At 64.1% G+C, this 20269-nt stretch carries 19 protein-coding genes; 16 read left to right on the forward strand and 3 right to left on the reverse strand.

The genetic code is table 11. From position 1 onward, the window contains the following. Positions 1-42: 42 nt before the first annotated feature. The 12 genes from asd to purF all read left to right on the forward strand — a co-directional run bounded on the left by asd (position 43) and on the right by purF (position 14267). Positions 43-1164 carry an aspartate-semialdehyde dehydrogenase gene (asd, locus tag P0D80_RS15370; protein ID WP_408284995.1) on the forward strand — a complete coding sequence of 374 codons (1122 nt, stop codon included), beginning with the start codon at positions 43-45 and terminating at the stop codon, positions 1162-1164. A gap of 139 nt (positions 1165-1303) precedes the next feature. Continuing rightward, positions 1304-3970, forward strand: a complete 2667-nt coding sequence (locus P0D80_RS15375) for a FimV C-terminal domain-containing protein (RefSeq protein ID WP_408284997.1) — start codon at positions 1304-1306, stop codon at positions 3968-3970. Beyond that, positions 3967-4779 carry a tRNA pseudouridine(38-40) synthase TruA gene (truA, locus tag P0D80_RS15380; RefSeq protein ID WP_132383628.1) on the forward strand — a complete coding sequence of 271 codons (813 nt, stop codon included), beginning with the start codon at positions 3967-3969 and terminating at the stop codon, positions 4777-4779. The genes P0D80_RS15375 and truA overlap by 4 nt, the downstream gene beginning before the upstream one ends. Beyond that, a complete protein-coding gene (locus tag P0D80_RS15385) occupies positions 4776-5489 on the forward strand; it encodes a phosphoribosylanthranilate isomerase (protein ID WP_408181683.1) in 714 nt (237 codons plus the stop codon). Before truA ends, P0D80_RS15385 begins: the two co-directional genes overlap by 4 nt. 60 nt (positions 5490-5549) lie before the next feature. Further along, positions 5550-6743, forward strand: a complete 1194-nt coding sequence (gene trpB, locus P0D80_RS15390; protein WP_408181682.1) for a tryptophan synthase subunit beta — start codon at positions 5550-5552, stop codon at positions 6741-6743. A gap of 11 nt (positions 6744-6754) precedes the next feature. After that, on the forward strand, positions 6755-7669 hold the full coding sequence (locus tag P0D80_RS15395) for a DNA-methyltransferase (protein WP_408285002.1): 915 nt from the start codon (positions 6755-6757) through the stop codon (positions 7667-7669). Between the two features lie 50 nt (positions 7670-7719). Further along, positions 7720-8532, forward strand: a complete 813-nt coding sequence (gene trpA, locus P0D80_RS15400; protein WP_132383636.1) for a tryptophan synthase subunit alpha — start codon at positions 7720-7722, stop codon at positions 8530-8532. An 80-nt stretch (positions 8533-8612) separates the two neighbouring features. Further along, a complete protein-coding gene (accD, locus tag P0D80_RS15405) occupies positions 8613-9485 on the forward strand; it encodes an acetyl-CoA carboxylase, carboxyltransferase subunit beta (RefSeq protein WP_012428630.1) in 873 nt (290 codons plus the stop codon). Between the two features lie 303 nt (positions 9486-9788). After that, a complete protein-coding gene (gene folC / locus P0D80_RS15410) occupies positions 9789-11099 on the forward strand; it encodes a bifunctional tetrahydrofolate synthase/dihydrofolate synthase (RefSeq protein WP_408285005.1) in 1311 nt (436 codons plus the stop codon). A gap of 29 nt (positions 11100-11128) precedes the next feature. Then, positions 11129-12052, forward strand: a complete 924-nt coding sequence (locus tag P0D80_RS15415) for an SPOR domain-containing protein (protein WP_408285008.1) — start codon at positions 11129-11131, stop codon at positions 12050-12052. 7 nt (positions 12053-12059) lie between these two features. Next, positions 12060-12554 (forward strand): CvpA family protein, encoded by a 495-nt coding sequence (locus P0D80_RS15420; protein WP_132383642.1) that lies wholly within the window; start codon positions 12060-12062, stop codon positions 12552-12554. Positions 12555-12716: 162 nt separating this feature from the next. Then, complete coding sequence (purF, locus tag P0D80_RS15425; protein WP_132383644.1) at positions 12717-14267, forward strand: amidophosphoribosyltransferase; 1551 nt, start codon at positions 12717-12719, stop codon at positions 14265-14267. A 59-nt stretch (positions 14268-14326) separates the two neighbouring features. Here the strand turns inward: purF and P0D80_RS15430 are convergent, their stop codons facing one another. Further along, positions 14327-14578, reverse strand: coding sequence for a hypothetical protein (locus tag P0D80_RS15430; protein ID WP_408285012.1), 252 nt, complete (start codon positions 14576-14578; stop codon positions 14327-14329). On the opposite strand from P0D80_RS15430, the gene P0D80_RS15435 reads away from it, so the two are divergent. Further along, entirely contained in the window at positions 14577-15767 is a 1191-nt protein-coding gene (locus P0D80_RS15435; protein WP_408181675.1) for an O-succinylhomoserine sulfhydrylase, read from the forward strand. The two genes, P0D80_RS15430 and P0D80_RS15435, sit on opposite strands and share 2 nt — an antisense overlap. Before the next feature lie 81 nt (positions 15768-15848). On the opposite strand, the gene P0D80_RS15440 is transcribed toward P0D80_RS15435, so the two are convergent. Together P0D80_RS15440 and P0D80_RS15445 are read right to left on the reverse strand one after the other, a co-directional pair. Next, entirely contained in the window at positions 15849-16628 is a 780-nt protein-coding gene (locus P0D80_RS15440; RefSeq protein ID WP_132383650.1) for an AraC family transcriptional regulator, read from the reverse strand. A gap of 32 nt (positions 16629-16660) precedes the next feature. Beyond that, positions 16661-17002 (reverse strand): FKBP-type peptidyl-prolyl cis-trans isomerase, encoded by a 342-nt coding sequence (locus P0D80_RS15445; RefSeq protein WP_408285015.1) that lies wholly within the window; start codon positions 17000-17002, stop codon positions 16661-16663. A 187-nt stretch (positions 17003-17189) separates the two neighbouring features. On the opposite strand from P0D80_RS15445, the gene P0D80_RS15450 reads away from it, so the two are divergent. The 3 genes from P0D80_RS15450 (at position 17190) to P0D80_RS15460 (ending at position 20231) form a co-directional block, all read left to right on the forward strand. Then, positions 17190-18011 carry a sensor histidine kinase gene (locus P0D80_RS15450; protein WP_408285018.1) on the forward strand — a complete coding sequence of 274 codons (822 nt, stop codon included), beginning with the start codon at positions 17190-17192 and terminating at the stop codon, positions 18009-18011. 93 nt (positions 18012-18104) lie between these two features. Continuing rightward, positions 18105-19448 carry a hemolysin family protein gene (locus tag P0D80_RS15455; protein WP_408181670.1) on the forward strand — a complete coding sequence of 448 codons (1344 nt, stop codon included), beginning with the start codon at positions 18105-18107 and terminating at the stop codon, positions 19446-19448. A gap of 60 nt (positions 19449-19508) precedes the next feature. Then, entirely contained in the window at positions 19509-20231 is a 723-nt protein-coding gene (locus tag P0D80_RS15460; RefSeq protein WP_132383656.1) for a sulfite exporter TauE/SafE family protein, read from the forward strand. Positions 20232-20269: the final 38 nt, after the last annotated feature.

Consider the following 20269-nt stretch of genomic DNA (forward strand, 5'->3'; position numbering starts at 1 on the left):
GGCAAAGATGCGGGGAAGTTTCCATTCGAAGGGTATGAAGTCATGAACGTAGGTCTCGTAGGTTGGCGCGGCATGGTCGGCAGCGTCCTGATGCAACGCATGCAGCAGGAACGCGATTTCGATCTTATCGAACCGGTGTTTTTCAGCACCAGCAACGCGGGCGGCAACGCGCCGTCGTTCGCCAAAAACGAGACCAAGCTCAAAGATGCGACAAGCATCGACGACCTGAAGAAGTGCGAAGCGATCATCTCGTGCCAGGGCGGCGACTACACGAACGAAGTGTTCCCGAAGCTGCGCGCCGCGGGCTGGAACGGCTACTGGATCGACGCGGCTTCGTCGCTGCGCATGAAGGACGACGCGGTCATCATTCTCGATCCGGTCAACCTCGACGTGATCAAGAACGCGCTGGTCAAGGGCCAGAAGAACTTCATCGGCGGCAATTGCACCGTTAGCCTGATGCTGATGGCGCTCGGCGGCCTGTTCCGCGAAAACCTCGTCGACTGGATGACGGCTATGACGTATCAGGCCGCTTCGGGCGCGGGCGCGCAAAACATGCGCGAACTGCTGCAGCAAATGGGCACGCTGTACGGTGCGGCGAAGGAAGACCTGGCGGATCCGTCGTCGGCGATTCTCGACATCGACCGCCGCGTGCTGAGCGCGATGAACAGCGACCGTATGCCGACCGACAACTTCGGCGTGCCGCTCGCCGGGTCGCTGATTCCGTGGATCGACAAGGATCTCGGCAACGGCATGTCGAAGGAAGAGTGGAAGGGCGGCGCGGAAACCAACAAGATTCTCGGCAAGCCCGCCATGGGCACGCCGGGTTCAATTCCGGTCGACGGCCTGTGCGTGCGCATCGGCGCAATGCGCTGCCACTCGCAGGCACTGACCATCAAGCTGAACAAGGACGTGCCGCTCGACGAAGTGAACAGCATCCTCGCGTCGGGCAACGACTGGGTCAAGGTCGTGCCGAACGAGCGTGAAGCGTCGATGCGCGATCTGTCCCCGGCGGTCGTGACGGGTACGCTGACGGTGCCGGTCGGCCGCGTGCGCAAACTGGCGATGGGCGGCGAATACCTGTCGGCTTTCACGGTCGGCGATCAGTTGTTGTGGGGCGCGGCGGAACCGCTGCGTCGCATGCTTCGCATTGTGCTCGACAAGTAAAGTAAACTACGCGCTCACGACGCGTAGAAAACTCAAGAAGCGTCGCGCTTGCGCGGCGCTTTTTTCATTGTGTGCTCCGATTATCTTGTCTCTTTCCAACCGCAAAAAAGGGCTGCGCGCTGACGCGCCAGGAGTCCCGATGAACCTTCGACTCTCATCCCTTCGGGCTATGTTCATTCATCGAGGTGCGGGCCGATTGGCCGCTGCCGCGGCTGCGGCTCTCGCGCTGGCGGGTGCCGGCATGGGCAGCGCGCTCGCCGCGCCAGGCGATGCCGCGAGCGCGCCGGACGCCGCCTCCGTTTCGTACGCGAACGGCGGTCAAGTGACGGTACGGCCCGGGCAGTCGCTGAACGACGTGGCGATTGCCGTCACGCAGTCGCACGACAAAGCGACGCTCGCGCGCGCCTCGCGCGCATTGTTCGATGCGAACCCGAATGCCTTCATGAGCCACGACCCGAGCCGGTTGCGGCTGGGCGCGGTGCTGACGGTGCCCGTGTTGGATGCGTCGGGCGCGCTGGCTGCGTCGGCGGCGGGTGTTGCGACGGCGGCTTCCGCGGCTGCGCCTGCTTCCACGTCGAATGCAGCGCCGGCGACCGACGCGGCGAGTGCTGCAGCGCAGGTCAACGCGGCGGCGGCAAGCGCTGCGGCTCGCGCGGCGACGCCGGCCGCGCCTGCTGTTTCGGCGACGGCCAGTGCGGCCACTGAGGCAAGCTCGGCGACGCCGGGTGGCACGGTTTCATCGGCGCCGGTCGCGGGATCGCAGGCGGCGGCACTGCCGGCCAGCGGCACCCATGAGTGGACCGGTTCGATTCAGCCCTCGGCTAGCGAGGCCGCTGAAGGCGCATCCGCGGCTGGTGCGGGAACGACTCCGGCGACGACCGCCGCGCAGCCGGCGTCGCAACCGCGCGCGCAGGTGTCGAGCTTGCAGCAATTGCTCGCGCTGAAGAATCGCGTGCTGATGGAGTTGCAGAAGCATGGCATCGGCGGGACGCCGCCTGCTACGGGCACCGCGTCGAACAATGTCGCGCAGCCGGCAGCTGGCGCGTCCTCAGTGGCGGCTGTGCCGAGTCATGGCGCTACGCCGGTGGCATCGACGTCGAATGATGCCGGCATGTCGCAGACGGAGTTGAGCGTGGCGGCGGCGGTCGGCGCGGCGCTGGTCGCGCTGCTGGCGGCGTTGCGTATGGGCCGGCGCAAGCGCGAACGTGCGGCGGCGGAAGCTGCGTCGGCGGATGGCGATGCGGCGGTGTCCACGCGCGCAACGGGTCCGCAGGACATCGTTTCGACGCGCGAGCACGTTCCGGTGCGCGAAGCGTCGGACGCCGGCGATGATGCGGCCGTGGGAAATGCGGCGGCGCTGGCGGCTGCGGAACGTGAAGCTGCCGAAGGTGACGCGGCGGCGCGTGAAATGGCGGAGCGTGTGGCGGCGGAGCGCGACGCGGAGATTCGTCAGGTGGCTGCGCGGGAGGCGGCGGAGAAAGCGGCGGCGGAACGTGTGGCTGAAGAACGGGCTGCGGCAGAGCGTGCTGCGGCGGAACGCGCGGCGGCGGAGCAAGCAGAGGCAGAGCGCGCAGCGGCGGAACGCATGGCAGCGGAGCGAGCAGAGGCCGAGCGCGCAGCGGCGGAACGCACGGCAGCGGAGCAAGCAGCGGCAGAGCGCGCAGCGGCGGAACGCACGGCAGCGGAGCAAGCAGCGGCAGAGCGCGCAGCAACGGAACGCGCAATCGCAGAACGTGTAGCGGAACAACATCCCGCAGGCCACGCAACCTTCCCCTTACCCGACCACATCTCGCAAGAGCGCGACGCAACACCCGCGTCCGTCGAACCCGCGCAATTGGATTCGAACACCGCTCCATCCGCTCAGAGTGGCTTCACTCCCGAACCTCTCCCGGCTCCGCACCACGACGATTTCGATAGCGCGACCACGGCCGCGAGCCTTGCCGCCGCTGCGGAACTCGGCGCCGAGGCGTTGCCGCTGGCGCCGCTCGAACCCGTCGACGAAGCCTTCCTGCACGAGGAACCTGCCCATCGTCTGCAATGGGACGACGTGCCGGCTGTGCCGCAGGAACCTTCCGTCGAGCCGCACACGATTTCGGCGTTCGGCCAGCCGTACAGCGACGCACCGGTGCCGACCGCGCCGCTGGCGGGTGAGACGCAGCAAGCGCACACCGAACCGTCGTATGAACCGCACCAATCGGCCCAAACGGCACCATCCAATGCCGCACCGAAGCTCGAGCCTGAAGAACCGCTAGCGCAACCCCAGTCCGCGCCCGCAGCCGTGCCGGCCGAATTCCCGCGCGACGCCGTCGATGCGTTCGGCAGCCTCGACATGCCGTTGCCCCCGCGCGTCGAGTCGTCCGCAGACGCCCTGCAAGCGCCCGCCTCACTGTCGACCCAGCCGGTGGCATCGCCGGAAATCACGGCGAAACATGTCGCACCGTTGCCCCACCCGGACGACGACGCGCCGCATATCGCCGACGAAATCACCGCCGGCACCGCAGGCCACGCGGCGGTCGCGGGCCTGGGTGCGGGTTTAGGTACGGGCTTCGGCGCGTCCGGCTTCGGCGCGTTGAAGCTCGATTTCGACCTCGAGTTGCCGCCGAGCCCGGCCCAGCCGCTGCCGGCGTTCACGCAGAACGATCTCGGCCGCATCGCTCGCAACAAGCTCGAACTGGCGGCCGAGTACATCGAACTCGGCGATCTGTCCGGCGCGCGCGCGCTCATCAACGAAGTGATCGAGACGAACGATCCGGGTACGCGCACCGAGGCCCGCGCGTTGCTCTCGACGCTCGCCCCGTTGTCGTGAAGCGTATTGCTCTGGGCGTCCAGTACGACGGTTCGGCATTCTGCGGTTGGCAGTCGCAACCGCACCGCAACACCGTTCAGGACGAGCTCGAACGGGCGCTGCGCGAGTTCGCGCAGACGCCGGTGCAAACCGTCGTCGCGGGCCGCACGGATACAGGGGTGCATGGTCTCGGCCAGGTCGTGCACTTCGACACAGAACTCGATCGCGCCGACGTGTCCTGGGTTCGTGGCACCAATTCGTTCCTGCCGAAGACCATCTCGATCCAGTGGGCCAAGCCGATGCCCGACGAGTTCCACGCGCGTTTCTCGGCGTTCGAGCGGACCTATTACTATGTGCTGTACGTTCATCCGGTGCGCTCGCCGATGCTGGCGACGCGGGCCGGTTGGGTGCATACAGCGCTCGACGTCGGCGCGATGCGGGCGGCCGCGGCTCATCTGATCGGCGAGCACGATTTTTCGGCGTTCCGTTCGTCGCAATGTCAGGCGAAAACGCCGGTCAAGCATCTGTATCAGATCGACGTACGGGAGCAGGGCGACTTCGTCCATTTCCGTTTTCGGGCGAACGCCTTCCTGCATCATATGGTGCGTAACCTGATGGGCTGTCTCGTCTACATCGGCCGTGGCCGTCGCCCGGTCGAATGGATGGCCGAGGTGCTCGCGAGCCGTGATCGCGATTTCGCCGCGCCGACCTTCATGCCCGACGGCTTGTATCTGGCGCAGGTGGGCTATCCTGAGCAATTCGCCGTGCCCGCGCCGCAGACAGGCAGCGTGCCGTGGAGTACCGTATGGACCGAGCAAGCCCAAACATGAAAGCAACCGAAACCCTCGCGAACGAATCCCACGCCGGCGCGCAGCAGCAGGCGGCGCCGCATCGCACGCGCATCAAGCTGTGCGGCCTGTCCAAGCCGGAAGACGTGTCCCATGCCATCGACCTCGGCGCCGACGCGATCGGCCTCGTGTTCTACCCGCCGAGCCCGCGCTCGGTCAGCGTCGCGCAGGCGGTCGAACTGGTGCACGACGTGCCGCCGTTCCTGTCGGTGGTCGGCTTGTTCGTCAACGCCACGCCGGACTGGATCCGCGAGGTCGCGAGCAACGTCGGCCTCACGCTGTTGCAGTTTCACGGCGACGAGACGCCGGAACAGTGCGAATCGCTTGCCGGCGTTGCGGGTTTGCCTTGGTTGCGCGCGTTGCGCGTTGCGGCGGATACTCAGCCCGCCGATTTGGTAAAATCGGCTCTTAGCTATTCAGCAGCCAGCGGCCTTCTGTTCGACACCCATGTCGAAGGATACGGCGGCGGCGGGAAGGTCTTCGATTGGTCACTTATTCCAGCAGAGCTCGCGCGTCGGGCCGTTTTGAGTGGTGGGTTGAACGCGCAAAACGTCAGTGATGCGATCCATCGCGTGCGCCCGTACGCGGTCGATGTCTCGAGCGGCATCGAAACGCCGGGCGCCAAGGGCGTGAAAGATCACGCCCGGATGGCGGCGTTCGTACGCGCGGTACGCGCAGCGGACGCCGAATGATTCCGGCGCGGCGGTTGTCTCGCACGAGAGCCGCGCGCCACACTGAGAAGAGTGATCACCATGTATAACTTGCCTGACGAAAGAGGCCATTTCGGCCAATTTGGCGGCGTGTTCGTCGCTGAAACGCTGGTTCACGCGCTCGACGAGCTGCGTGCCGCATACGAAAAATATAAGCAAGACCCGGAATTCGTCGCCGAATACGAGCGCGAACTGAAGTATTTTGTCGGCCGTCCGTCGCCGATTTATCATGCACAGCGCTGGAGCGAAATGCTCGGCGGCGCGCAGATTTTTCTCAAGCGTGAAGACCTGAATCACACCGGTGCGCACAAGGTCAACAACGTGATCGGGCAGGCGCTGCTTGCCAAGCGCATGGGCAAACCGCGCGTGATCGCGGAAACCGGCGCCGGCCAGCACGGCGTGGCCACGGCCACGATCGCCGCGCGGTTCGGCATGGAGTGCGTGGTCTACATGGGCGCGGAAGACGTGCGCCGCCAGGCCGCCAACGTGTATCGCATGAAACTGCTCGGCGCGACCGTCATACCCGTCGAGTCGGGCTCGCGGACCTTGAAGGACGCGTTGAACGAAGCCATGCGCGACTGGGTCACCAACGTCGAAAACACGTTCTACATCATCGGCACGGTCGCGGGGCCGCATCCGTACCCGATGATGGTGCGCGACTTCCAGCGTGTGATCGGCGACGAGTGCAAGGTGCAAATGCCTGAACTGGTCGGCCGTCAGCCGGATGCGGTGATTGCGTGCGTTGGTGGCGGTTCGAATGCGATGGGCATCTTTTACCCATACATTGACGATACTTCGGTGAAATTGATCGGCGTCGAGGCTGCCGGAGACGGCATTGAATCCGGCCGCCACGCAGCGTCGCTGATTGGCGGAAGTCCCGGCGTGCTGCACGGCAACCGCACGTATCTGCTTCAGGATGAAAACGGCCAGATCATCGAGACCCATTCGGTGTCGGCAGGCCTGGATTATCCGGGTGTCGGTCCTGAGCACGCGTGGCTAAAAGAGAGCAAACGCGCGGAATATGTCGGCATCACCGACGAAGAAGCGCTCAAGGCGTTCCACGATTGCTGCCGCATCGAAGGCATTATTCCGGCACTGGAATCCAGTCATGCGCTGGCCTATGCCGCGAAACTCGCGCCGACGTTGCCGAAGGACAAGTACCTTCTGGTCAATCTGTCGGGCCGCGGCGACAAGGACATGCATACGGTCGCTGAGCGATCGGGCATTCAGTTCTGAGCGCCGCGACGATGCGTGACGAGTTCGACGAGCCGCAGCCGGCGACTGTAACCACGGAAACCACGCCGGCCGCCAATGTAACGGCGGCCGAGGCGCGTGCATCGCTGTTGCCGCAGGTGCCTGCCGGCATACGGCTGTTGAACCGCGATTTTCTGATCGATGTAGCGAACATTCCCGACGAATCGATCGACCTGATCGTATGCGATCCGCCTTACGGGCTCGGCAAGGACTATGGCAACGACTCCGACATGCGCACGGGTGAGGATTTTCTCGCCTGGACGCGTGGCTGGCTCGAACTGGCTATTCCCAAGCTGAAACCGTCAGGTTCGCTCTACATTTTCTGCACCTGGCAGTACGCGCCGGAAATCTTCAGCTTCCTGAAGACAAAACTCACGATGATCAACGAAATCATCTGGGACCGGCGTGTGCCGAGCATGGGCGGAACCGTGCGCCGATTTACCTCGGTGCACGATAACATCGGCTTTTTTGCGGTGTCGAAGGATTACTTCTTCGATCTCGATCCCGTCCGCATCCCGTACGATGCCGCCACGAAGAAGGCGCGTTCGCGTAAATTGTTCGAGGGCAGTAAGTGGCTCGAGGTTGGCTATAATCCAAAGGATGTCTGGTCGGTGTCGCGACTGCATCGGCAGCATGCCGAGCGCGTCGCGCACCCCACCCAGAAGCCTCTGGAAATTGTCGAGCGGATGGTGCTGGCAAGTTGTCCGAAGGGCGGTCGCGTGCTCGACCCTTTCATGGGCAGCGGCACCACCGCAGTCGCTTGCGCCCGTCAGCAGCGCGAATTCGTCGGCTATGAGATCAACGAAAGTTACTGCGCGATCGCGCGCGAACGCGTCAGCGCGGCTGCCGCTCCGCCCATAGCGCGTCGGGTCAAAGCCAAAACTCAACGGCAGACCGAAGTGCAGTGAGCGACGTGCAATGAGCACGCTGCGCAGTAACCCAAATCCGAGAATATTCCATGTCCCGTATCAAGAACACGTTTGCTGCGCTGTCCGCGCAAGGTAAGAAAGGCCTGATTCCGTTCATGACGGCCGGCGATCCGGACCCCGCGCGCACGGTCGAATTCATGCATGCGCTCGCCGCCGGCGGCGCCGATGTGATCGAACTCGGCGTGCCGTTTTCCGACCCGATGGCCGACGGCCCGGTGATCCAGCAATCGTCGGAACGCGCGTTGGCGCATGGCGTGTCTCTGCGCCACGTAATCGCCGACGTCAAGCGCTTCCGCGAAACCAACGACACCACGCCCGTCGTGCTGATGGGCTACGCCAATCCGATCGAACGCATGGGTACCGAGGCCTTTGCAAAGGCGGCGAAGGAAGCCGGGGTGGATGGCGTGCTGGTTGTCGACTATCCGCCGGAAGAGTGCGTTAATTTCGCCGAACAGATGCGATCTGCCGGCATCGATCCGATTTTTCTGCTCGCGCCCACGTCGACCGACGAGCGCATTGCGGAAGTCGGCAAAATTGCCAGCGGCTACGTCTATTATGTGTCGTTGAAAGGCGTGACCGGAGCGGCAAATCTGGACGTTTCCAGCATCGCGAGTAAAATCCCGGCCATCAAGTCGCGCGTCCCCCTGCCGGTGGGCGTCGGTTTCGGTATCCGCGACGCGCAAACCGCGCGTGCAGTGGCCGAAGTATCCGATGCCGTCGTGATCGGCAGCCGTATCGTGCAATTGCTCGAACAGGCGGCGCCCGAAGCCGCTGCCGAGACGCTTACGCGTTTCGTCGCCGAAGTGCGCGAGGCCCTGGATAGCGTCGCGACTGCCCGATAACAGTTATTTTTGTCTTCTGTAGTGTGAGCGGCGGGCTTGTCCCGCCGTTTGCGCGATGGTAGACCCGAGAAGGATTCAATATGAGCTGGCTCGACAAACTGCTGCCGCCGAAAATCAAACAAACCGACCCGAAGAACCGCAAGGGGATTCCGGAAGGCCTGTGGATCAAGTGCCCGTCGTGCGAAGCCGTGCTGTATCGCAACGACGTCGAGGCCAATCTGCATGTTTGCCCGAAGTGCGACCATCACATGCGCATTGGCGCGCGTGAGCGGCTCGACGGCCTGCTCGATCCGGAAGGGCGCTACGAAATAGGCCAGGAAATCGTCCCGGTCGACGCGCTCAAGTTCAAAGACAGCCGCAAGTACCCGGATCGCCTGAAAGAGGCGATGGACGACACCGACGAAACCGACGCGATGGTCGTCATGGGCGGCGCGATCCACACGCTGCCGGTGGTGGTGGCCTGCTTCGAGTTCTCGTTCATGGGCGGCTCGATGGGTTCGGTGGTCGGCGAGCGCTTCGCGCGCGGCGCGCAGAACGCGCTTGAACAGAAAGTGCCGTTCATCTGCTTCACCGCTTCGGGCGGCGCGCGGATGCAGGAAAGTCTGCTGTCGCTGATGCAGATGGCCAAGACCACGGCCATGCTCACCAAGCTCGCCGAAGCCAAACTGCCGTTCATCTCCGTGCTGACCGATCCGACCATGGGCGGCGTATCGGCCAGTTTCGCGTTTCTCGGCGACGTGGTGATCGCGGAGCCAAAGGCGCTGATCGGCTTTGCCGGCCCGCGCGTGATCGAACAAACCGTGCGCGAGAAGCTGCCGGAAGGCTTCCAGCGCGCCGAGTTCCTGCTGACGAAGGGCGCGATCGACATGATCGTCGACCGTCGCAAGCTGCGTGAAGAACTCGCGCAATTGATGGCGCTGTTGAGCCATCAACCGGCTGACGCCGTCGCGTAAGCAGACACTACGGTGAACCGTCGTCGCGCTTTATCAAGCGCGGCGGCCATCAGAAAAGCAGCAAAAATAGCGCGCCGCGTGAGTGATCAAGCGGCGCGCTGTCATTTCCGGGATAATCACGGTCTCGCAACGCAGCGCCGGTTGCTGACGGCGGCCAGCGCGGGCGGGTGCGGTTTTCGCGCATAAAGTGCCCGCCGGATCAGGCTCTGGCCGCAGCCGCAGCCGCAGCCGCAGCCGCAGCCGACCGCTTCGCGCCGCGTCCATTCGCAACACTGCCTAATCGATTCACTCGCGATTCACCCGATGACCACATTCCCCACCCTCGACGCGTGGCTCACGCACCTTGAATCCGCGCATCCGGTCGGCATCGACATGGGACTGGCCCGCATCAGCCAGGTGCGCGACGCGATGCAGTTGTCGTTCGCGTGTCCGGTCATCACGGTCGGCGGCACGAACGGCAAGGGTTCCACGTGCGCGATCCTCGAATCCATTCTGCTGCGCGCCGGGTTCACGGTCGGCTGTCACACGTCGCCACATCTCCTGTCGTTCAACGAGCGCGCGCGGGTGAACGGCGAAATGGCGAGCGACGCGAATCTGCTGCCGCACTTCGAAGCCGTCGAAGCCGCGCGTCTGAGCCTCGCCGAACCGGTCACGCTGACCTACTTCGAATTCACGACGCTCGCGATCATGAGCCTGTTCGCTTCGCGCGGACTGGACGCGGTGATTTTCGAAGTCGGCCTCGGTGGCCGCCTGGACGCGGTCAATATCCTCGATACAGATTGCGCGATCATCACCAGTATCGATATCGATCACACGGAGTATCTCGGCGACACGCGCGAGAAAATCGCCTTCGAAAAGGCCGGCATTTTCCGTCCGGGCAAGCCGGCGATCTGCGCGGACCCGGTCCCGCCGCAATCGCTGATCGACTACGCGGAGAAAATCGGCGCTGAATTGTGGCTGTTCGGCCGCGATTTCCGCTACGAGGGCCAAGCTGGCAGCGAGCGCCAGCAATGGAGCTACGTCGGCCCGACCCTGCGGCGTTCGGCGCTGGCCTATCCGGCACTGCGCGGCGCGAACCAGTTGATCAACACGTCGGCGGCGCTCGCCGGTCTTGAGGCGCTGCGTGACCGCTTGCCGGTGTCGGCGCAGGACATCCGCCTCGGCCTCGCCAACGTGGAACTGCCGGGCCGCTTCCAGGTGCTGCCGGGCAAGCCGGCAGTCGTGCTGGATGTCGGCCACAATCCGCATGCGGCCGCGGTGCTGTCGCAAAACCTCGGCAACATGGGCTTCTTCCCGTATACCTACGCGGTGTTCGGCGCGATGCGCGACAAGGACATTGCCGGCGTGCTGACGCACCTGAAAGGCGAAATCGATCACTGGTGCGTGACCGATTTGCCGACGCCGCGGGCGGCGTCCGCGCAGGAACTCGAAGCGGCCTTGCGCGAGCAGGGCGTGGGCGAGGGCGCCGACAGCAGCGTGACGCGCTACGCCACACCGGCAGAGGCTTTCCAAGACGCGCTAAAACGAGCGTCAGAGAATGATAGAATCGTGATTTTCGGCAGTTTCTATACGGTAGCAGGCGTGATGGCCTACCGTAAATCGCAGCAACACTGAACGGGCGCCAGGCTCGAACCAAGCGATTCATGGGAATTTTCTCGTTCGGCAAGAAAGACGACGCGCCCACCCGGCGCGGCGCAAATACCAGTTCCACCCGGGCCGCCCGTGGCGAGCGCGTGGAGCGGCGAACCCGCCGCACGGAGCGCACCGTCGACGCCGATGCGATGCTGCTCGACCCTACGTTGCCGGAAAAGCAGCGTGCGCGTCGCCGCCTCGTCGGCGCGATCGCGATGGTCGTGGCGGCGGTCGTCATCCTGCCGATGGTGCTGGACTCGCACCCCAAGCCCGTCACAGACGACATCTCCATCGACATTCCAAACCGTCCGGCGCCGAAGCTTGCCAAAGCCGCGGAAGACACGCAGGCCGGTGTGGCGCCCGATAACCCCGTAACGCCAGACGCGGCACTCGCCGCATCCGGTCTCGCGCCGGCAACGGCCGCCAAGCAAGGCCAATCCAGCGCCGCGAAGCAACCGAGCGCGGAGACGAACGCAGCGGCGTCCGCAGCCAAGCCGGCGGCGAAACCGCAAGCGCCGTCCGTGGCGGCCAACACTACGCCGGCGGCGCCCGCAACGGCTGCCAAGCCGGCGGCGAAACCGCCGGTCACGCATAACGCCGCGACCGCACCGGCTGCTCAAGCCCGAAGCTCGGATGACACAAACACGGCCGCCAGCGCGGACGCGAATTCCGGCACGCCGGCTTCGCCGCCGGGCAGCCGTTTCGCCGTGCAGCTCGGCGCCTTCGCGAATGACGCCAACGCGCGCAATTGGGCCACCAAGTTGAAAGCGGCGGGTGTGCCCGCATATACCGAACATCGAAAGCAGGCTGACGGCTCCACGCTCACGTTGCTGCGTGCCGGCCCGTTCGCCGACCGTGCCGCGGCAAGCGCCGCCATCGCAAAGGTTCGCGAGGTCGGCTTGACGTCGGGCGCGAACAGCGGCGCTGCACAGTAAGCCGGCGATGTTCACTGCCTTCGACTACGCTGTAATGGCGGTGATCGGTTTGTCGGCGCTGCGCGGCACATGGCGCGGGTTTTTGTCGGAGATATTTGGGCTGATCGGCTGGATTGCGGCGTTTTTCATTGCTTGCCGCTTTGTCGGTTACATCGTGCCGTTCATCCCGTCCAACTGGCCGGGCGGCGCGTTGACCCAATGGCTGCTGGCCTTTGCATTGGTGGTGGTCGGTGTGGTGCTGGTGGCGAGTGTGCTGAACGCCCTTTTGAGCCGCATCGTGCAGGCAACCGGCTTGAGCGGCGTGGACCGCTCGCTCGGTTTGATGTTCGGCCTCGTGCGCGGGGTCATTCTGGTGCTGATTCTGGTCGCCCTGGCTGGCTTGACCGAACTGCCCCAACAGGAATTCTGGCGCAACGCCCTGCTTCGGCCCTATGCGGTCGAGGGCGTGCACGTAATGAAACCGCTGCTTCCCGAGACGCTTGCTGCTTACGTCCGAGTGTGACGATCAGGCGAGTGGCTAGGGAAACGCAGCAGGACTCCGGCGCAAACCGGCTGCCTTTACGTTCGGTCGCATAGCTTCGCGAACGCCCCGAAAGAAGTCTCTCGGGACACCATCGCAGGCAGCGGCCGCCATGACGAATTTCGTACCTTTGAAGGACATGCCATGTGCGGCATCGTAGGCGTAGTTTCCCACTCTCCGGTCAATCAGTTGATCTATGACAGCCTGCTGCTCCTGCAGCACCGCGGTCAGGACGCCGCCGGCATCGCGACAGCGAACGGCAGCAACTTCCACATGCACAAGGCCAACGGCATGGTGCGCGACGTGTTCCGCACGCGCAACATGCGCAGCCTGCCCGGCACCACCGGTATCGGCCAGGTCCGTTACCCGACCGCCGGTTCCGCGTCGAGCGAAGAAGAAGCCCAGCCGTTCTACGTGAACGCGCCGTTCGGCATCATCCTCGCGCACAACGGCAATCTGACGAACTGGCAGCAACTGAAAGATGAGATGTTCCGCATCGATCGCCGCCACATCAATACCAATTCCGACACGGAAGTGATGCTCAACGTGCTCGCGCACGAATTGCAGCTCTCCAGCTCGGGCTTGCAACTCGATCCGGCCGCGCTGTTCAAGGCTGTGTCGGGCGTGCATCGGCGGGTGCGCGGGTCGTACGCAATCGTCTCGCTGATCGCCGGTTACGGTCTGCTGGGCTTCCGTGACCCGTTCGGCATTCGTCCGCTGTGCCTCGGCAAGCAGGAAACGGCGGAAGGCGTCGAGTGGATCCTGGCGTCGGAGTCGGTGGCGATCGAAGGTATCGGCTTCGAGTTCGTGCGCGATGTGGCGCCGGGCGAAGCGATTTTCATCGACATCGAAGGCAATCTGCACTCGCAGCAATGCGCCACGAACCCGAGCCTGAACCCCTGCATTTTCGAACTCGTGTATCTCGCGCGTCCGGACTCGGTCCTCGACGGCGTGCCGGTCTACAACGTGCGTCTGCGCATGGGCGACTACCTCGCCGAGAAGATCAAGCGCGAGTTGCCCGACGTTCCAATCGACGTCGTGATGCCGATTCCCGATTCGTCCCGTCCGGCCGCGATGCAGGTCGCGAAGAAACTGGGCGTGGAATACCGCGAAGGCTTCTTCAAGAACCGTTACGTCGGCCGCACCTTCATCATGCCGGGCCAGGCCGTGCGCAAGAAGTCGGTGCGCCAGAAGCTGAACGCCATGGGCATCGAGTTCAAGGGCAAGAACGTACTGATCGTCGACGACTCGATCGTGCGCGGCACCACTTCGCATGAAATCGTGCAGATGGCGCGCGATGCCGGCGCGAACAAGGTGATCTTCGCTTCGGCGGCGCCGCCGGTGAAGTTCCCGAACGTCTACGGCATTGACATGCCGACGCGCGGTGAACTCGTCGCCCACGGCCGCTCGGACGACGAAGTCGCGCGCATGATCGGCGCGGACCACCTCGTCTATCAGGACGTCGACGCGCTCAAGCAGGCGGTGCGCGATATCAACCCGGCGCTGAAGGAATTCGAAGCGTCGTGTTTCGACGGCAACTACGTGACCGGCGACGTGACCACCGAGTACCTCGACCGCATCGAAACCGCGCGTCTCGCACCGTCCTCGCAATCGGACCGCGACGCCGCGAGCGAAGCGATCGACGGCGGCGCCCCGGCCCGTTCGCAACTGCATTTGCAACTGTCGGTAGGTTGAGCGCGGCTTGAATGAGGCCGCTCCCGGCGTGGCGCGCTGCACGCCGCGCCGGGAGCGTGTTAGCATGACGGCTTGCGTCGATTTGAACTCAGCTTGCGGACGCGGGGCAACCCGAAACAGCTAAAGCGAATGGTGGAAAAGCCGCATTCATCTACCTCCGCTCCAGCTTTCCCCCGCACATGAAGCCCGCTTATGCCGACGCAAAAGCGGGCTTTTTTGTTGCTGCCGTTCGGCTTGATACGCGCGTCCCAGTTCATCTGAGACGCAAACGCCGAACGCAGCCATGGAACATTGGAAACCAGAACCAACATGGACGACTCCCTGAACTTCGACACGCTGGCAGTCCGCTCGGGCACGGTGCGCAGCGACTTCAACGAGCATTCGGAAGCGATTTTCCTGACCTCGAGCTTCGTGTTCGCGAGTGCCGCGGACGCCGCAGAAAAATTCAAGAATTCCGAAGACAACTACACCTACTCGCGCTTCACGAACCCGACCGTCTCGATGTTCCAGGATCGTCTGGCCGCGCTCGAAGGCGGCGAAGCCTGCATGGCGACGGCGTCGGGCATGGCCGCGATCATGTCGGTGGTGATGTCGGCGTTGCAGGCGGGCGACCATCTGGTCAGCTCGCAGGCGCTGTTCGGTTCGACGCTCGGCATGTTCTCGCAGATCTTCAGCAAGTTCGGCATCACGACCACGTTCGTCGATCCGACCGATCTGGACGCGTGGAAAAACGCGGTGCGCCCGGAGACGAAGATGTTTTTCCTCGAAACGCCGTCGAATCCGCTGACCGAAGTCGCCGATATCGAGGCGATCAGCAAGATCGCCAAGGCGTCGAATGCGCTGTTCGTGGTCGACAACTGTTTCTGCAGCCCGGCCTTGCAGCAGCCGCTGAAGCTCGGCGCGGACGTCGTGATGCATTCGGCCACCAAGTTCCTCGACGGTCAGGGCCGCGTGCTCGGCGGCGCGCTGGTCGGCACGAAGCAGTTCATCATGGAAAAGGTGTTCCCGTTCGTCCGCAGCGCCGGGCCGACGTTGTCCGCGTTCAACGCCTGGGTGTTGCTCAAAGGCATGGAAACGCTGTCGCTGCGCGTTGAAAAGCAGTCGGCGAATGCGCTCGAAATCGCGCGCTGGCTGGAAACGCATCCGGCCGTGAATCGCGTGTTCTATCCGGGGCTCGAATCGCATCCGCAGCACGCGCTGGCCATGCGTCAGCAGAAGGCGGGCGGCGCGATCCTCTCGTTCGAATTGAAGGGCGACACGCCGGAGCAGATGCGCGCGAATGCATGGCGGGTGATCGACAATACGAAGATCTGCTCGATCACCGGCAATCTTGGCGATACGCGCACCACCATCACGCATCCGGCCACGACCACGCATGGTCGCGTGACGCCGGAAGCGCGCGCGGCGGCGGGGATCAGCGAAGGCTTGATTCGTCTTGCAGTCGGTCTGGAAAATGCCGGCGATATCCGCGGCGATCTGGAGCGCGGTCTCGCGGGTTGAGCGAGGTTCGAGCGAAGGCTCAATGAAGGACAGGCGGGCCGCTCAGGCGGCTCGCGCAGTGAAACTGAGTGCAGTGAAAACTCAGTGGCGCAACGCGCGCCACTGACCGGGCGCCAGCCCGAAACGCCGTGTGAACGCGTGCGTGTAGGCGCTCTGATCGCCGAAGCCGATGTCCAGCGCGATATCCGTCAACGAAAGACGCGGATCGGCGAGCAGCGTGATCGACGTATCGAGCCGCAGCCGCTGCAAATAGCGATGCGGCGTCTCGCCGAAGGCCTCGATAAAAAGCTGATGAAAGCGCCGCATGCCGAAGCCGCAATGCGCGGCGAGGTCGGCGATCCGCAAAGGCTCCGATAAATGCGCGCGCAGCCAGCGGTCGATACGCGCAAAGTCGAGACCCGCGCCGGCTGCCTGTGCGCCGGCCGTGGTGCCCGCATCGGCCACCAACGCCGCGCCGAGGCGCGCGGCTGCGTCCCAATGAAAACGCCGCGTATCCAGATCGTCGCCCAGAACGCCGCCGGTAGCGTGCGCCGCGATGCGATGCACGAGTTGCGCAAGCGAGCCTTCCACGGAGACGGGCCGCGCGCGGTCGAACAAACGCTCCGGCACGGCCAGCGAAGTGGCCGGCAAATCCAGCACCAACTGCCGATTCTCGCCGACGCCGGCGTAATCGTGCCGCGCGCCCGCCGGGATGAGCCAGGCGGTACTGGCGTCGAGCCGTTGCGCGACGCCGTTCACCGCCATCACCATCGCGCCGTCGAGCCCGAGCACGACCTGGTGAAAGTCGTGCACGTCCGACGCTTCGATCGCGCCGTAGCGGCGCAGCGAAACGGTAGGAGCGGTAACGGCGGCGTGGCTCATCGACGGTGCGCGGTGACAGAACTGCGAAAAGCTTAGACGCCGAGCAATTCGACTTCGAACACGAGCGTGGCGTTCGGCGGAATCACGCCGCCCGCGCCGCGCACGCCGTAGCCGAGTTGCGGCGGAATAGTCAGCTTGCGCGTGCCGCCGACCTTCATGCCTTGCACGCCTTCGTCCCAGCCCTTGATGACCATGCCGCCGCCCAGCACGAAAGCGAACGGGTCATTGCGGTCCTTGCTCGAGTCGAACTTCTGGCCATCGGTCAGCCAGCCGGTGTAGTGCACGCTGACGGTCTTGCCGGCCACCGCTTCGGCGCCGGCGCCTTCAACGATGTCTTCGTACTTCAAGCCGGATTCGGTAGTCACAGTCGACATGTGTCGCTCCTCAGGTCAAAAACGTAAAAACCGACATTGTAGGCGTGTTGGCGCCGCATGCCGAGGATTGCCGCGTGGCACGCGGATTGCGTGCTGATTGGCCGTCCGGCCAGGCTGGTGGCGCCGGACGGCATGCCTATAATGGGGCTTCTTTCAATCATCATGCACTGCCTGAGAGGGCTCGATCGTGACAACGTCTTCAACCGGAACTACCGGCGAAAAGCCGGTGCCTTCCGGCTTCGCCGTATCCGAACGTACCGCGCATCTACGCGCGGAAGCAGCGCTGTTCATGCGTGACCATGTGCTCTCGCTGGTGTCGCACGATCTGCGCGGTCCGTTGAATGCCATTCATAGCTGGGCGTATGTGCTGGAGCGCAAGCTCGACGCGAACGATCCCAACGCGCAGCGTGCCGTCACCGGCATTCGCAATGGCGTGGACCAGCAGGTCAAGTTGCTCGAGACGATCGTCGACGCCACGCGCGCCGAAACCAAATCGCTGGCGCTGGCCTATGCGTCATTCCCGCTGCATCCGTTACTCGATGAAACCGTGGAAGAAGTCCGCTCGGGCCTGGCTCGGACACGCGGCGTGGAAGTCACGCTCGACTCGCAACTCGCCACCGAGCAGCTCAACGGCGACCGCGAGCGGCTTGCCGCCGCGCTATGGCTGATGCTGACGTTCGCGGTCGAAACGAGCCCGGAAGGCGCCACGGTCGTCCTGTCCACGAAAGCCGACACGAGCGCATGGCACGCCAGCCTCGCGTACGACACGAACAGCGCCGCGTTGCAGGATCCCGCCTTGCCCCATGTGCTCGAAGCGTTTGCCCGCAAGCAGGCGCGCGAGCCGCGCGAGGCGAAACGCATCGCGTGGGTGCTGGCGCTGTGCAAACGCGTCGCGGAAGCGCACGGCGGCAGTTTCGAGCAAGTCGACGCGGCCGGCGGCGAGCCGGGCGGCAACGCTACGGCCACGCTTGCGCTACGCATCCCGCTGAGCGCAACAGCACCAAAGTGAACGGTTGGACTCAGCCACTTCGTTTGCGCGATTCAGATTTCACCGAGCTTTCACCCTCTATACTGACAACTTTTGTTGCCGGAGCCTTTCGCTTTGATCCAGGTCGTCGCCCTTATCGGTGCGTTGTTTCTCGTTGCCCTCAACGGTTTCTTTGTTGCCGCTGAATTCGGTCTGGTCAAACTGCGGCAGACGCGCGTGCAAAGCCTTGCCGCCAAACATGGCATGCGCGGACGTCTGCTGGGCAAGGTGCACGGGCGCCTCGACGCGTATCTGTCCGCCTGTCAGCTCGGCATTACCCTCGCGTCGCTCGGGCTCGGCTGGATCGGCGAACCCGCCTTCGCGGAACTGCTCACGCCGCTCTTCACGCTACTCGGCGTGGAATCGGAGAAGCTGATCCACGGCATTTCGCTGTTCTTCGCGTTCTCGTGCATTTCGTTCCTGCATATCGTGGTGGGCGAACTGGCGCCGAAGTCGTTGGCGATTCGTGAGGCGGAGAAGGTTTCGCTCTGGGCCGCTACGCCGTTGTACGGCTTCTACTGGGCCATGTATCCGGCGATCTGGGTGCTCAATACGAGCGCGAATGCCGTGCTCAAACTCGCCGGGCTCGACGCCGATCACGGCCACGACTCGCACTACTCAACCGACGAACTCAAGCTGATCCTGCGCGGCCGCCGCGCTAACGTCGCAACGGAACTGGGTTCGCCGGACGGTGCCTACAGTCAGGACGAGTGGAACACGATCGCGCACTCGCTGGATTTTTCGCGCATGACGGTGTCGGACCTCATGCGTCCGGCCTACGAAATGGTCGGTTTGCGGCGCGATTTGCCGTTGCGCGAAAACATGCAGGTGGTGGCGCGGCATCGCTTCAGCCGCTATCCGCTGTTCGAAGACGCATCGGGCGAACGCGTGGCCGGCATGATCCATTTGAAGGATCTGCTGCTGGCCCGCCATGCGGGCAGCACGCTCGACGATCTCTCCAAATACGCGCGACCCGTGCAGTACGTGACGCCGGAGATGCCGGCGCTCGAACTGTTTCGCCGCTTCCGCAAGGGTGCGCCGCACTTCGCGCTGGTCGGCCACAAGCGTTCGAAGCCGATCGGGTTCCTGACGCTCGACAATCTGCTCGGCGCACTGGTCGGCCAGATCCACGACGAATTCCGTCAAGGCGACGCCGACTGGACGCGCATGGACGACGGCACCTTGATGGGCAAGGGCAGCTTGCCGGTGGTGTCGCTGGAACGCGCGTTGGGGATCGACATCGACGAAGGCAAGGCCGAATCGGTCGGCGGCCTCGTGATTCAGGCGCTCAACGATCTGCCCTCCGAAGGGCAGCGCGTCGAGTTCGACCGCTTCGACGTCGTCGTCAAGAAGATGAAAGGACCTCGGATCGTGCTCGTGCGCGTCTATCCGAAAACCTTCGATGACGAAGGCGGCTAAGCCGCGATAGCGCTGCAACACGCCACAGGTAGAATTGTCGTCCACACCATTGGGGGCGACATGGGATATCTGTTGGTGCTGTGCGTCGGGTTGCTGGCCGGCACGCTGAGCGGCGTGGTCGGCACCGGCTCGTCGATGATGCTGATGCCCGTTCTCGTGATGCTGTTCGGTCCGCAACAGGCGGTGCCGATCATGGCGATCGCCGCGATCATGGGCAACTTCGGCAAGGTCCTCGCGTGGTGGCGCGAGATCGACTGGCGGGCGTGCGGCGCCTACTGCGTGACCGCCGTGCCGGGCGCGGCACTCGGTGTGCGCACGCTGCTTGCGTTGCCGCCGCACGCGGTCGAAATTGCGTTGGGTTTGTTCTTCGTCGCGATGGTGCCCACGCGGCGCTGGCTCGCGCGCCGGGATATCAAGTTCTCTTTGTGGCAGCTTTCCCTGATCGGCGGCGTGGTGGGTTTTCTCACCGGGATCGTTGTGTCCACCGGGCCGATCACAGTGCCGGTGTTCATGTCTTACGGCCTCGTAAAGGGCGCTTTTCTCGCGACCGAAGCGGCGGGCTCCTTGACCGTCTATGCCGCCAAAGTCGCAGTCTTCAATCATTTCGGCGCATTGCCTTTGCATGTGGTGATCGATGGCTTGATCACCGGCTCTGCGCTCATGGTCGGTTCTTTTGCCGCGCGGCTGATTGTGGTTCGTATGAGCCCCTCGACCTTCAAACTGGTCGTCGACGGCTTGATGTTGTCTTCGGGACTTTCACTGTTGTGGGCAGCGGGACGCTAGGTTAGCCGACGGAAGCCTGAAACACGTCATCAGCGCTT

This window comes from Paraburkholderia sp. RL17-373-BIF-A (genome assembly GCF_046030175.1).
In the GTDB taxonomy this organism is placed as follows: domain Bacteria; phylum Pseudomonadota; class Gammaproteobacteria; order Burkholderiales; family Burkholderiaceae; genus Paraburkholderia.

Bases quoted from the DNA above. Each gene is read 5' to 3' on its own strand.
- P0D80_RS15420 (WP_132383642.1), top strand. From the start codon at position 12,060: ATGTTCACTGCCTTCGACTACGCTGTAATGGCGGTGATCGGTTTGTCG.
- P0D80_RS15375 (WP_408284997.1), top strand. From the start codon at position 1,304: ATGAACCTTCGACTCTCATCCCTTCGGGCTATGTTCATTCATCGAGGT.
- P0D80_RS15395 (WP_408285002.1), top strand. From the start codon at position 6,755: ATGCGTGACGAGTTCGACGAGCCGCAGCCGGCGACTGTAACCACGGAA.
- P0D80_RS15430 (WP_408285012.1), bottom strand. From the start codon at position 14,578: ATGTTGGTTCTGGTTTCCAATGTTCCATGGCTGCGTTCGGCGTTTGCG.
- P0D80_RS15460 (WP_132383656.1), top strand. From the start codon at position 19,509: ATGGGATATCTGTTGGTGCTGTGCGTCGGGTTGCTGGCCGGCACGCTG.
- folC (WP_408285005.1), top strand. From the start codon at position 9,789: ATGACCACATTCCCCACCCTCGACGCGTGGCTCACGCACCTTGAATCC.
- P0D80_RS15445 (WP_408285015.1), bottom strand. From the start codon at position 17,002: ATGTCGACTGTGACTACCGAATCCGGCTTGAAGTACGAAGACATCGTT.
- P0D80_RS15440 (WP_132383650.1), bottom strand. From the start codon at position 16,628: ATGAGCCACGCCGCCGTTACCGCTCCTACCGTTTCGCTGCGCCGCTAC.
- trpB (WP_408181682.1), top strand. From the start codon at position 5,550: ATGTATAACTTGCCTGACGAAAGAGGCCATTTCGGCCAATTTGGCGGC.
- accD (WP_012428630.1), top strand. From the start codon at position 8,613: ATGAGCTGGCTCGACAAACTGCTGCCGCCGAAAATCAAACAAACCGAC.
- asd (WP_408284995.1), top strand. From the start codon at position 43: ATGAACGTAGGTCTCGTAGGTTGGCGCGGCATGGTCGGCAGCGTCCTG.
- P0D80_RS15415 (WP_408285008.1), top strand. From the start codon at position 11,129: ATGGGAATTTTCTCGTTCGGCAAGAAAGACGACGCGCCCACCCGGCGC.
- purF (WP_132383644.1), top strand. From the start codon at position 12,717: ATGTGCGGCATCGTAGGCGTAGTTTCCCACTCTCCGGTCAATCAGTTG.
- trpA (WP_132383636.1), top strand. From the start codon at position 7,720: ATGTCCCGTATCAAGAACACGTTTGCTGCGCTGTCCGCGCAAGGTAAG.
- P0D80_RS15435 (WP_408181675.1), top strand. From the start codon at position 14,577: ATGGACGACTCCCTGAACTTCGACACGCTGGCAGTCCGCTCGGGCACG.
- P0D80_RS15385 (WP_408181683.1), top strand. From the start codon at position 4,776: ATGAAAGCAACCGAAACCCTCGCGAACGAATCCCACGCCGGCGCGCAG.